The 12,877-nt window shown below is 41.0% G+C and carries 9 protein-coding genes; 5 read left to right on the top strand and 4 right to left on the bottom strand.

Annotated elements, in window-relative coordinates; translation table 11 throughout:
• Window positions 1–6: 6 nt before the first annotated feature.
• The 3 genes from H7R46_RS08505 (at window position 7) to H7R46_RS08495 (ending at window position 4,651) form a co-directional block, all read left to right on the top strand.
• A complete protein-coding gene (locus H7R46_RS08505) occupies window positions 7–1,182 on the top strand; it encodes a fumarylacetoacetate hydrolase family protein (RefSeq protein ID WP_032012922.1) in 1,176 nt (391 codons plus the stop codon).
• An 87-nt stretch (window positions 1,183–1,269) separates the two neighbouring features.
• Window positions 1,270–3,057, top strand: coding sequence for an IlvD/Edd family dehydratase (locus H7R46_RS08500; protein ID WP_032012923.1), 1,788 nt, complete (start codon window positions 1,270–1,272; stop codon window positions 3,055–3,057).
• Between the two features lie 16 nt (window positions 3,058–3,073).
• The gene (locus tag H7R46_RS08495) at window positions 3,074–4,651 is read left to right on the top strand and encodes an aldehyde dehydrogenase (NADP(+)) (RefSeq protein WP_042783356.1); all 1,578 of its coding nucleotides are present in this window, start codon (window positions 3,074–3,076) and stop codon (window positions 4,649–4,651) included.
• Between the two features lie 81 nt (window positions 4,652–4,732).
• Here the strand turns inward: H7R46_RS08495 and H7R46_RS08490 are convergent, their stop codons facing one another.
• Window positions 4,733–5,353 (bottom strand): TetR/AcrR family transcriptional regulator, encoded by a 621-nt coding sequence (locus H7R46_RS08490; RefSeq protein ID WP_032012928.1) that lies wholly within the window; start codon window positions 5,351–5,353, stop codon window positions 4,733–4,735.
• A gap of 166 nt (window positions 5,354–5,519) precedes the next feature.
• Between H7R46_RS08490 and H7R46_RS08485 the strand changes: the two genes are divergently transcribed.
• Together H7R46_RS08485 and H7R46_RS08480 are read left to right on the top strand one after the other, a co-directional pair.
• Window positions 5,520–7,097 (top strand): MFS transporter, encoded by a 1,578-nt coding sequence (locus H7R46_RS08485; protein ID WP_032012929.1) that lies wholly within the window; start codon window positions 5,520–5,522, stop codon window positions 7,095–7,097.
• A complete protein-coding gene (locus tag H7R46_RS08480) occupies window positions 7,094–8,179 on the top strand; it encodes an HlyD family secretion protein (protein ID WP_032012930.1) in 1,086 nt (361 codons plus the stop codon). The genes H7R46_RS08485 and H7R46_RS08480 overlap by 4 nt, the downstream gene beginning before the upstream one ends.
• A gap of 58 nt (window positions 8,180–8,237) precedes the next feature.
• Here H7R46_RS08480 and H7R46_RS08475 read toward each other — a convergent pair whose 3' ends face one another.
• The 3 genes from H7R46_RS08475 to H7R46_RS08465 form a co-directional block, all read right to left on the bottom strand.
• Entirely contained in the window at window positions 8,238–9,629 is a 1,392-nt protein-coding gene (locus H7R46_RS08475) for an amino acid permease (RefSeq protein ID WP_005075928.1), read from the bottom strand.
• A gap of 104 nt (window positions 9,630–9,733) precedes the next feature.
• A complete protein-coding gene (locus H7R46_RS08470; RefSeq protein ID WP_042783357.1) occupies window positions 9,734–11,302 on the bottom strand; it encodes a CoA-acylating methylmalonate-semialdehyde dehydrogenase in 1,569 nt (522 codons plus the stop codon).
• Window positions 11,303–11,412: 110 nt separating this feature from the next.
• Entirely contained in the window at window positions 11,413–12,792 is a 1,380-nt protein-coding gene (locus H7R46_RS08465; protein ID WP_081405399.1) for an aspartate aminotransferase family protein, read from the bottom strand.
• Window positions 12,793–12,877 lie beyond the last annotated feature (85 nt).

The raw sequence follows: 12,877 nt of genomic DNA, 5'->3' as shown, positions 1-12,877 counted from the left end.
CTTTAAATGAACTTTACGTTAAATTCCCAGAACTCATTACCAGACGATGCTACTCAAGGATGTTTAATTGGTCGCGCATGGATTCCCAACCAAATTTCCGGTCCATCTCCGATTCTTTTAAAAGGTGATCAGGTTTTTGATATTTCTGAAAAGTTCCACACTATTTCCAAGTTACTTGAGAGTTCAGATCCTTTAAAAGCTTTAGCTGAAATTGAAGGAAAATTAGTTGGCTCAATTGATGAGTTGTTTGCCAATACAGTCGCCGAGCCAGATACAAACAAGGCATATTTTTTAGCCCCTATTGATCTGCAAGTGATTAAAGCAGCTGGTGTTACTTTTGCCGCAAGCATGTTAGAACGCGTGATTGAAGAGCAAGCAGGTGGCGATGCACAAAAAGCCCAATCCATCCGTGAAATTGTACAAGGGGTAATCGGCGATAATTTAAAAACAATTGAACCCGGTTCTGAAAAAGCGCTGCAACTCAAAGAATATTTAATTGAACAAAAAATGTGGTCTCAATATCTTGAGGTGGGTATTGGTACCGATGCTGAAATTTTTACTAAAGCACCTGTCTTAGCAGCCGTAGGAACGGGTCAAAATATTGGTATTCACCCAAAGTCTGAGTGGAATAATCCAGAACCAGAAGTCGTATTAGTTGCCAATAGCCAAGGTAAGATTTTAGGTGCGACTTTAGGTAACGATGTGAATTTAAGGGACTTTGAAGGTCGTAGTGCCCTCTTGTTAAGCAAAGCAAAAGATAATAATGCATCTTGTGCAATCGGCCCGTTTATTCGCCTTTTTGATCATACTTTTACTTTAAATGATATTCGCGCTTGTGATGTTGAACTGCAAATTCAAGGTACAGATAACTTTGTGCTCAATGGGATTAGCTCTATGTCTCAAATTAGCCGTGATCCCGAAGATTTAATACAACAAACGCTGAATGAAAATCACCAATATCCAGACGGTTTTGTTTTGTTTTTGGGTACTTTATTTGCGCCTACTCAAGACCGTGAACAAGCTGGTGCAGGCTTTACCCATAAAGTGGGAGATATAGTTCGTATCCATTCACCAAAGCTCGGCACTCTATACAACACGGTCATGACCAGTGATAAAGCGATGCCGTGGAATTTTGGCATAAATGCTTTGATGCACAATTTAAAACAACGCGAATTACTATAATTTTCAAGTATTATCGACTGGTTCAATCGTAATATTCATCACTTAAAAAATTAAATTGCTGAGCGAGATCAGTAGAAGGATCTAAAAATGAATGATCAAGATAAACGGATTTTTTTACGTAGCCAAGAATGGTTTGATGATCCTGAACATGCCGACATGACAGCACTCTATGTCGAGCGTTACATGAATTATGGCCTGACCCGTGCCGAGCTACAATCAGGCCGCCCTATTATTGGTATCGCACAAACAGGTAGTGATTTAACTCCATGTAATCGTCATCACAAAGAGCTTGCTGAACGTGTGAAAGCAGGCATTCGAGATGCGGGCGGTATTCCTATGGAATTTCCCGTTCACCCAATTGCTGAACAGTCTCGACGCCCTACTGCTGCACTCGATAGAAATTTAGCTTACTTAGGTCTAGTTGAAATCTTACATGGCTATCCACTTGATGGTGTGGTACTAACAACGGGCTGCGATAAAACGACACCTGCATGTTTAATGGCAGCCGCAACAACAGATATACCGGCAATCGTGTTATCTGGTGGGCCAATGTTAGATGGTCATTTTAAAGGTGAGTTAATTGGCTCAGGCACGGTACTTTGGCATGCAAGAAATTTACTTGCCACAGGTGAAATCGACTATGAAGGCTTCATGGAAATGACCACTTCAGCATCGCCTTCGGTCGGGCATTGCAACACCATGGGCACTGCACTTTCTATGAATGCTTTGGCAGAAGCGTTGGGTATGTCTTTACCGACATGTGCAAGTATTCCGGCGCCTTATCGCGAACGTGGGCAAATGGCCTATATGACTGGAAAAAGGATATGTGAAATGGTTTTAGAAGATTTACGTCCATCTAAAGTCATGAACAAACAATCATTTGAAAATGCCATTGCTGTAGCCTCAGCATTAGGCGCATCAAGTAACTGCCCTCCTCATTTAATTGCAATTGCTCGTCATATGGGTATTGAGCTGAGTTTAGAAGACTGGCAAAACGTTGGAGAAAACATTCCGCTCATTGTGAATTGCATGCCTGCGGGTAAATATTTGGGTGAAGGTTTTCACCGTGCTGGCGGTGTTCCTGCTGTTTTACATGAATTACAAAAAGCGGGCGTTTTACATGAAGACTGTGCATCAGTCAGCGGTAAAACAATTGGGGAAATTGCTAAAAATGCAAAAACCTCAAATGCAGATGTCATCTTCCCTTATGAACAACCTTTGAAACATGGTGCTGGTTTTATTGTGCTCAGTGGTAATTTCTTTGACAGCGCCATTATGAAAATGTCTGTAGTGGGCGAAGCATTTAAGAAAACCTATTTATCTGACCCAAATAGTGAAAATAGCTTTGAAGCACGTGCAATCGTTTTTGAAGGTCCCGAAGACTACCACGCACGAATTAATGACCCTGCTTTAAACATTGATGAACATTGTATTTTAGTCATTCGTGGCGCAGGTACGGTAGGTTATCCGGGCAGTGCGGAAGTTGTAAATATGGCCCCACCCGCAGAGTTAATTAAAAAAGGTATCGATTCACTGCCTTGCCTAGGAGATGGCCGTCAAAGCGGTACGTCTGCCAGCCCTTCAATTTTAAATATGTCACCCGAAGCGGCGGTAGGCGGTGGAATTGCTTTATTAAAAACCAATGACCGTTTACGTATTGATTTAAATAAACGTTCTGTCAACGTGCTTATTTCTGACGAAGAGTTAGAACAACGGCGCCGTGAATGGAAACCGACGGTCTCAGCCTCTCAAACACCTTGGCAAGAAATGTATCGCAACATGGTGGGGCAATTATCTACTGGCGGTTGTTTGGAACCTGCAACTTTATATATGCGAGTCGTAAATCAAGACAACCTTCCAAGACACTCTCATTAATTTCAGGATATTTGTTATGACCATTATCGGACACAATTTTATTGGCGGTTCACGCAGCGCACAAGGTACAACCTTATTAAAAAGCATTCATGCTACGACTGGTGAAACTTTGCCTTATGATTTTCACCATGCAACCGAGCAAGAGGTGAATCAAGCCTGTGAAGCTGCAAGTCAAGCGTTTAAGACTTACCGCCATACATCACCTGAACAGCGTGCTACTTTTTTAGAAAATATTGCCGATGAGCTCGATGCCTTGGGCACAGATTTTCTTGAAATCGTCTCACAGGAAACTGCTTTGCCACTTGCACGTTTGCAAGGTGAGCGTGCCCGTACCAGTGGGCAAATGCGTTTGTTTGCCAAAGTGTTGCTCCGTGGTGATTTTTTAGGTGCCCGTATTGATACTGCTTTACCTGAGCGTCAGCCTTTACCTCGTCCAGACCTACGCCAGATTAAAATCGGTGTTGGCCCTGTGGCAGTCTTTGGGGCAAGTAACTTCCCCTTAGCATTTTCAACCGCAGGTGGTGACACTGCTTCGGCACTCGCCGCAGGTTGTTCTGTGGTGGTAAAAGCCCATAGTGGACATATGGCGACAGCAGATTTTGTAGCGCAGGCAATCGAACGTGCAGTAGAAAAATTAAATATGCCTAAAGGCGTATTTAACATGATCTATGGTAATGGCGTGGGTGAACCTTTAGTGAAGCACCCTTTAATACAGGCTGTAGGTTTTACAGGTTCACTTCGTGGTGGTCGAGCTTTATGTGACATGGCCGCAGCCCGCCCACAACCGATTCCCGTATTTGCTGAAATGAGCAGCATTAACCCGATGCTGATGTTGCCAGAAGCCTTAAAAAACCGTGGTGAAAAGATTGCACAGGACTTGGCAGATTCAGTGGTTTTAGGCTGTGGTCAGTTCTGTACCAATCCGGGTTTAATTTTAGGGATTAAATCAGCCGAATTTACTCAGCTCATTAGCAACCTGACTGAAATTATGGGCGCTAAGCCTGCGCAGACTATGCTGAATGCCGGCACCTTAAAAAGTTATACCGCTGGTCTTGAGCATTTAACTGAGCATCAAGGTATTGAACACTTGGCAGGCAATACTCAAAAAGGCAATCAAGCGCAGCCGCAACTGTTTAAAGCGGATGTTGAATTATTACTGGCAGGCGACCAACTTCTGCAAGAAGAAATCTTTGGGCCAACTACAGTCATCATTGAAGTTGAAGATAAAGCCCAACTCATTCAGGCACTACAAAGCATGAATGGACAACTGACTGCGACTTTAATTGCCGATGAAGCTGACTTAAGCGAGTTTGCAGATGTGGTCCCTGTGCTAGAGGAAAAAGCAGGTCGATTACTTATAAACGGTTACCCAACAGGTGTAGAAGTATGTGATGCGATGGTGCACGGCGGGCCATACCCAGCCACTTCAGATGCAAGAGGCACCTCAGTTGGAACCTTGGCAATTGATCGTTATTTGCGTCCTGTGTGTTATCAAAACTACCCACAAAGTTTGTTGCCAGAGGCTTTAAAAGATAGCAACCCGTTGCAGATTTTAAGATTGGTCAATGGTGAGATGACTAGAGAAGCGATCTAATAAATAAAAAAGAGACCACAAACTGGTCTCTTTTTTTATTTGCTACATCCAGAGCTTATAGATAGAATAAAATTTCCTAAATTAATTTGATTTGTAATTGATATTTTTTAAAAACAAATCAACAGCGTATTCAACCCAAGTACTAATTTCATTCTCTGATATTAAATAATCAGGATGCGTCAAACATTTTAGATGAGCATCACTTCTTAATAACGATAAAAATATATTCGCAGCAACTTCTGAAGAAGAGCTTAATTCAATTTCGCCCTGTTTAACGGATTTTTCTAGATATCCTGCAATGATATTTGCTAGACGCTGTGGACCCAATTCAAAGAATTTTTCAGATAACTCTGGGAATCTTACCGCTTCTGCAATACAGACCCTAAAAAAAGCCAAACCTGAATGCGATAATATAAAACACAGATAGGTCTTCCCGATTTCAGTTAGTGCTGAGCGTAAATTGTCGGCTTTTGTTTCAACTAAAATAATTTGTTTTTGCATGTTGGTACATTGACGTTCAATCACCGCTGCAAACATCGCTTCTTTATTTTTATAGCACCCATACATCGTTGCTTTTGAAACACCCGCTTCCTTTTGAATCATGTCTGTCGTTGTTCCACTAAAACCGTGAATCAAAAAAAACTTGGTTGCCGCATCCAGAATTTTTTGATCTTTTTCATGAGCTTTAGTTGAAACTGACATATTGACCTTATAAAAATTTTAGCGATTTCATTCTAAGTGTAACTCATCGAAAAGTTCAAAATCGAGAATTGACGGAAATTTAATTAAAGAGTAGAGTACCGATCGGTACAGTACAGTAAATATCTGCTCCATGCAATAAATGGATGTTTAAGATTTAAGGTAAAAAATGAATACAAAGCCACTCATCGGTTTAGCAGGTGCAATATTTGCTGCAATGACTGTTGAATTTAATAACCGAATCACCAGCATTACCTTAGTCGACATTCGTGGCGCGATGGGAATTAGTGTTGACTCTGGCTATTGGGTCAACAGTATTTACGCAAGTGCCATGATTATTGGCATGATTCTGTCTACCAGTTGGGCAGTCATTTTTTCTATGCGCAGAGTTCTGCTTTTTGCTATAGGACTTTGTCTCTTTTCTAGCGTTTTAATTCCTTTTAGTCCAAATATCGAAATCTTTTATTTATTGCGTGGCTTACAAGGGCTCGCCAATGGTTTAACTATTCCTTTGCTCATGGCCTGTGCGCTTAGATTTTTAGGACCTGACATTCGGCTATGGGGTCTCGCCTGCTATGCATTAACTGCGACGTTCTTTCCCAACTTAAGTGCTGCACTCTCTGCGTTTTATTTAGATGTAATTGGCTGGAAAATGATATTTTTCCAAACCATTCCTTTTTGTGCGCTAAGTGCTGCTCTGGTGTATTTTGGTATTCCTCAAGATCCATTGAATTATTCAAGAATAAAAACTTACGATTGGATAGGTGCCATTTTAGCGATTATTAGCCTAGCGAGCCTGAGCACCATGTTATTGCATGGCAATCATTTGGACTGGTTCCATTCCCAATTAATTTGTGTATTGGCCTTAATCAGTGCGATTACTTTACCTTGGTTTTTTATACATGAATGGCGTTATCCGTCACCACTCATTAAACCGCAAATGCTCGAAATTCGAAATTTTGCTTATGCTGTTTTCGCACTCTTTTGCTTTGTCATTATTGGTATGTCCACTAGCACATTACCACTGAATTACTTAAGTGCAGTGCATGGCTATAAACCCACTCAGACCATGTGGATTGGCTTACAAATTGCGGCATTGCAATTTATCTATATTCCTATTGTTGTGAAGCTTTTAAATCAAGCTTGGGTGGATAGCCGATATGTACACGGATTTGGTTTACTTCTGGTCATTGCGGGTTGCCTAGGTGCAAGTCAACTTGATACCACATGGAATCAAGACCAATTTTATTTTTGGCATGCAATCTCATGTCTGGGGCAAACCTGTGTCGTGCTCTCGCTCTTAATGATGGGTACAAACAGTGTTCACCCAACCATGGCAATTTATGCATCCCCTATGATTAATACCCCGCGTGCTATTAGCGGTGTACTAGGTGTGTGTATTTTGGACTGGGTCAATCGAGTTCGCGGTGAATACCATTCAACACGACTGATTGAAAATACTGCTCAACATGTTTTCCAAAATATTCAAGGCCCTGTTATTAACCCACTTACTCCACCTGTGCTCACCGCAAATGGTGCAGATCGTGTTTCAGGTGGTTTATCTGCCCTAAATTCTGCGATTCAAGCGCAACAATCAGTTTTAGTTATTAGCGATCAATATCTCATCTTAGCTGGCCTTACCGCTATTTTGTTCATCGTGATGTTGATTTTGCCAGTTCGAACTTATCCGCCACGTATTGCTCTCATTAAGTTAATGAATAGTCATAACTCAGGAAAATCTTTATGAGTACTCTCGAAGCCCAAGATACCACCAACACCGAGCCACCCAAGTTAACAAAGGTGCAATATCTCAAAAAGCATTGGGTTATGGTTATCGCATTTATTATTGTTTTAGCATCCATTTTATGGGTTTTAAAACTTATATTTTTACCCTCTTCAATTGTTGAAACAGACGATGCACGTGTAGATGTAGAGTACTCAACTATTGCCCCTAAGGTATCTGGCAATATTGAGGAAATTTATATTAAAGATCATCAGACCGTAAAAAAAGGCCAACTTTTAGCAAGAATTGATGCACGCGATTATCAAGCTACTTTGGCTGAAGCTGAATCTAATTATGCCAAAGCACAAGCAGATTTAAGTGAAGCAGTGCTCGCAGTGGATAGACAACCCACTGTTATTCGAGAAACTGAAGCACAGCTGAGAAAAGTAGAAGCTGGAATTAAACTCACAAAAGATAATACGGCGCGTTATGAGCAACTACAGGCACTTGGGGCCGAGTCTAGATTAATTACACAGCAATCTAAGACTACATTGACTGAACAATATGCTGACTTAGACAGCAGTAAAGAAAAAGTGATTGATGCACAGTATCAGCTCAACCAATACAAGATTCAGGTACAAGCCAAACAAGCGGCTCTTAAACAAGCACAAGCGGCGCTTGATAAAGCAAAACTGAATTTGAGCTATACAGAAGTTCGTGCGCCTATTGATGGAATGATTGGTCAAAAGTCAGCTAACGTAGGTAACTTTGTGAGCGCTGGTAATCCACTCATGGTGGTTGTTCCTTTAGATCAGGTTTATGTAGAAGCCAACTTCCGTGAAATTGAGTTAAAAAAGATCAAGATCGGACAACCTGTTAATGTCTATGTAGATGCTTATAACGTTGAGCTAAAAGGTGTGGTAGACAGCTTCTCTCCATCTACTGGCGCATTTTTCTCTCCCATCTCGGCGACTAACGCGACTGGTAACTTTACCAAGATTGTTCAGCGCCTTCCTTTACGAATTAAGCTTATTGAAAATCAAAAAGACGTTAAATTATTACGCCCAGGTTTATCGGTTTTAGTCTCTATTGATACGACTAAATAGTTCATCTAAATCTTGGAATATGAGAGAAAAAAGAGACCTTTTATGGTCTCTTTTTTAATTAATCCAAATTCATGGCAACCGCTCTGGTTGCTTTACGCTTTCGCGTGACGAACAACCCACAAACAACCACAAGCGAAGTTACACCTAAAGATAAAGTGGTTTCATAACTATAGGCTGGTGAGAAGAACATATAAGCCAATACACTTAAAATAATGATAATGACAAACCAAGTTAACCATGGAAATAACCACATTTTAAATGGTATTTCCGCTCCAGCTGCTTCTAACTTATGTCTTAAACGTAGTTGTGAGAATGCAATAACCAAGTACACCAGTAAAGCAATTGACCCTGTGCTTGAAAGTAATAAGCCAAATACTTTTCCAGGGAATACATAGTTAATAACACAACACACTAAACCAATAAAAGTTGAAGAAAATACTGCAATTGCAGGTACGCCCGCATAATTGATTTTAGTTACGGCCTGAGGCGCTTCACTACGAGTACCCAAACGAAATAACATACGAGAAGACGTATAAATTGCAGCATTCATACAACTCGCAACGGCGATAAACACGACCGTATCAATGATGAGTTTAGTGCCCGGTACGTTTAAGCTCATTAAAACGTATTGGAATGTCCCGTATTTCTGTAAGTCCGGTGAACGCCAATCGACAAGTGAAACGGCAATAAACATTGAGACCACGAAGAAAAGAATAATGCGGTACAACACGAGGTTCGTTGCACGTCTAATTTTCTGTTTAGGGTTTGATGATTCTGCTGCGGCAATTGAGACAATTTCTACTCCAAAGAATGAAAATGCCGTAATTAAAATTGCCGATAAAATGCCTCCCATACCGTGCGGCATAAAACCAGCATTATTGTATAAATTGGCAACACCGCTAACATTTTTAGCTAAAGGCCAAATACCTGAAATTGCCAAAATACCAATAATAATGAAACCGATAATGGCAACCACTTTAACTAAGGAAAACCAGAACTCGAACTCACCAAAACTTTTGGTACTAAAAAAGTTGGCTAAGCTTAAGAACACAATAAAACAAAATGCGTAAATAGAAACTGAAACGTTCGGAAACCACGAATGTAAAATTTCAGCACCTGCAATCGCTTCTACAGGAATCGCAAGCACCCAAAACCACCAATATAACCAACCAATGGTAAAGCCTGCCCAAGGGCCAATCGCTTTACGGGCATATGTAGAAAATGAACCAGTGTCCGGCTCTAAAACGGCCATTTCACCCAACATTCGCATCACCAGAAATACCATAATACTGGTAATCAAGTATGCAAGAATTACAGCTGGGCCTGCCTTGGCAATTGCAGAAGATGAACCGACAAATAAACCTGCGCCAATAACACCGCCAATACTAATCATTGTGATATGGCGATTTGAAAGTCCTTCGCCTAATTTTTTTGTTGTATCATTATTCATATTTCAATCCTTAAAAATATATCTATAAAAACAATCTATTACATGTTTAAAATCCTACGGTAATGAAAAAGGGAAAACTTATTGTTTTCCCCTTGTTGCAATAATTAATTTAAAGTTGGCATTGAAAATTGTTTTGCTTCACGGACCTGAGCAGACGGCCAACGTTGCGTAATAGTTTTACGGCGTGTGTAGAAACGGACACCATCTGGACCATAAGCATGTAAATCACCAAATAATGAACGCTTCCAACCACCAAAACTATGATAAGCAACAGGTACCGGTAAAGGCACATTAATACCGACCATACCAACTTGAATATGACTGCTAAAATAACGTGCTGCTTCCCCATCGCGGGTATAGATACAAGTACCGTTACCATATTCATGGTCGTTAATGAGTTGCATGGCTTCTTGCATAGTATTCACACGCATAACTTGCAACACAGGACCAAAAATCTCTTGTTGGTAACTAGTCATATTTGGTGTGACTTGATCAATTAAAGTCGGTCCAACGAAGAAACCTTTTTCATAGCCTGTTGGTTTTGCATCACGACCATCAACCACAATTTTTGCGCCTTGTTGTTCTGCACTTTGAATATAGGCTTGTACCTTGTCTTTATGTGCTTGGGTAATCAGTGGCCCAAAGTCGTTGCTTGCATCTGCATAGTTGCCGAACTTCAATTTTTTCATTTCTTGAGTCAGCTTATCAATCACGACATCAGCAACTTCGTCACCAATAGCAACTGCTACCGAGAGTGCCATACAACGTTCACCTGAAGAACCAAAAGCTGCGCCTAGCAATGAAGTTACCACGTTATCAATATCGGCATCCGGCATAATAATCGCGTGGTTTTTTGCCCCACCTAATGCTTGGCAACGTTTGCCCGTGGATGTTGCAGTACGGTAAATATATTCAGCAATTGGTGTTGAACCCACAAAGCTAACCGCCTGAATACGAGGATGATGCAATAAGGCATCTACCGCTTCTTTATCACCATTCACCACGTTAAACACGCCGTCAGGTAAACCCGCCTGCTTTAATAATTCTGCAAGGTATAAAACCACAGAAGGCGCTTTTTCAGAAGGTTTTAAAATAAAGCAGTTACCGCAAACCAGTGCCATTGGGAACATCCACAAAGCCACCATGGCCGGGAAGTTAAACGGTGTGATCCCAGCCACAACACCTAAAGGTTGGAACTCGCTCCATGAGTCGATATCTGGACCGACATTTTTTGAATATTCCCCTTTTAAAAGCTCTGGTGCACCGCAAGCGTATTCAACATTTTCAATACCACGTTGTAATTCGCCTTGAGCATCATGAGAAATTTTACCGTGCTCTTGTCCAATCAAAGCGCAAATCTTTTCAGCATTTTGTTCTAATAATTGTTTGAACTTAAACATGACACGCGCACGTTTAATGACTGGTGTATCTCGCCATGCAGGAAATGCTTGTTCGGCTACCTGAACTGCTTCATTTACCGTTTGAGCATCTGCAATTTCGACTTCTTTACTAATTTCACCCGTCGCAGGATTGTAAACTGGCTGTTTTCTTGCCGTTTTAGATACAATTCTTCCTTGAATGAAATGCCCTAGCACTTTTTTGGCTTGTTCACTATGCGTACTATTTTCAGTTGAAACTTCTTCATAGCTAAAATCTTCTAGGCCATTTGTCATTGTTGTTACTCCTTACTACAATTAATTTTCAGATCAAACTGTATTTTTCATTTAGATTTTGAAGATGGGTCTGTTGGCATTACAGACCTCGGTAAAATGCCTAATAAACCTTAATTCACTTGATAAAGTGCATCGCCAACAGCATTCAATAAGCGGTCAATATCTGCTTCTGTACTGTTAAACATTGGGCCGAACTGAAGCGTGTCGCCTCCAAAGCGAACATAGAACCCTTCTTTCCAAAGTTTCATACCAAGCTCGAAGCCTCGGATTGTGGCATCGCCATCACGTGGTGCTAACTGCAAAGCACCTATCAAACCACAATTACGAATATCTAAAATATGCGGTGCGCCTTTTAAACCATGCAGCATTTTTTCAAAAGTTGGCGCTAATGCCGCAGATTGAGCTAATAAGTTTTTCTTCTCTAAAACTTCAAGCGTAGCTAAAGCAGCCGCACAAGCGACTGGATGCGCCGAATAGGTATAGCCGTGGGTAAATTCAATGGCATGTTCAGGTAAGTCTTGCTGCATAAAGGCTGAGTAAATTTCATGGCTCGCCACCACACCACCTAAAGGAATGGCACCATTGGTTACTTGTTTCGCAAAGTTCAAAATATCTGGTGTTACCCCAAAGTATTCTGCCCCTGTCCACGTTCCTAAACGCCCAAAACCTGTAATCACCTCATCAAAAATTAACAAGATGTCATGCTGATCACAGATCTCTCTTAAACGTTGTAAATAGCCCGTTGGCGGTACAATACAACCTGCCGAACCGGAAATAGGCTCTACAATGACAGCTGCAATATTTGAAGCATCATGTAGCTCAATTAACTTAAGCATTTCATTGGCAAGCTCTACCCCACCTGTTTCTGCACAGCCTTTGGTAAAAGTTAAATTCGGCTGCAAGGTATGCGGTAAATGATCTACATCCATAAGCTGACCAAACATTTTACGGTTGCCACCAATACCGCCTAAGCTTGTTCCCGCAACGTTTACCCCATGATAGCCACGGGCACGACCAATCAATTTAGTCTTGCTTGGTTTACCTTTAATACGCCAATACGCACGTGCCATTTTGATGGCAGTATCTGCTGACTCTGAACCCGAGTTGGTAAAAAAAACATGTTGTAATTTTTCAGGCATGTGCTGAACAATTTTATCTGCCAGCTTAAAAGACAATGGATGACCAAACTGAAAAGCTGGTGAGTAGTCGAGCTGACCTAATTGTGCACTTACCGCTTGTTGAATTTCAGGAAGCGTATGACCTGCACCACAGGTCCATAGACCTGAGAGTGAGTCATAAATTTCACGACCAGAATCATCAATTAGGTATGATCCTTTTGCGCCCACAATCATGCGCGGATCTTTCGCAAAGTTCCGATTTGCAGAGAAAGGCATCCAATGTGCTTGATAATTTATATGCATATTATTAGGTTGAACCGCATCCGAAGTATGCTCTGAGTCGCTAAATTTATCCGTATCAAACATAACCATTCCTGTTTATTTTCAAATTATGGTTTGAGTGTACATAGCGTGATAAGTTTGATAAATTCAAATTATCTTGAGTTTAGATTTAAAA

This window comes from Acinetobacter sp. BEC1-S18-ESBL-01 (assembly GCF_014169935.1).
In the GTDB taxonomy this organism is placed as follows: Bacteria; Pseudomonadota; Gammaproteobacteria; order Pseudomonadales; family Moraxellaceae; genus Acinetobacter; species Acinetobacter pittii.
This window is presented reverse-complemented; position numbering and strand designations above follow the sequence as displayed.

Coding starts and splice junctions, on each gene's coding strand:
- H7R46_RS08505 (WP_032012922.1), top strand. CDS start 7: ATGAACTTTACGTTAAATTCCCAGAACTCATTACCAGACGATGCTACT.
- H7R46_RS08500 (WP_032012923.1), top strand. CDS start 1,270: ATGAATGATCAAGATAAACGGATTTTTTTACGTAGCCAAGAATGGTTT.
- H7R46_RS08495 (WP_042783356.1), top strand. CDS start 3,074: ATGACCATTATCGGACACAATTTTATTGGCGGTTCACGCAGCGCACAA.
- H7R46_RS08490 (WP_032012928.1), bottom strand. CDS start 5,353: ATGTCAGTTTCAACTAAAGCTCATGAAAAAGATCAAAAAATTCTGGAT.
- H7R46_RS08485 (WP_032012929.1), top strand. CDS start 5,520: ATGAATACAAAGCCACTCATCGGTTTAGCAGGTGCAATATTTGCTGCA.
- H7R46_RS08480 (WP_032012930.1), top strand. CDS start 7,094: ATGAGTACTCTCGAAGCCCAAGATACCACCAACACCGAGCCACCCAAG.
- H7R46_RS08475 (WP_005075928.1), bottom strand. CDS start 9,629: ATGAATAATGATACAACAAAAAAATTAGGCGAAGGACTTTCAAATCGC.
- H7R46_RS08470 (WP_042783357.1), bottom strand. CDS start 11,302: ATGACAAATGGCCTAGAAGATTTTAGCTATGAAGAAGTTTCAACTGAA.
- H7R46_RS08465 (WP_081405399.1), bottom strand. CDS start 12,792: ATGGTTATGTTTGATACGGATAAATTTAGCGACTCAGAGCATACTTCG.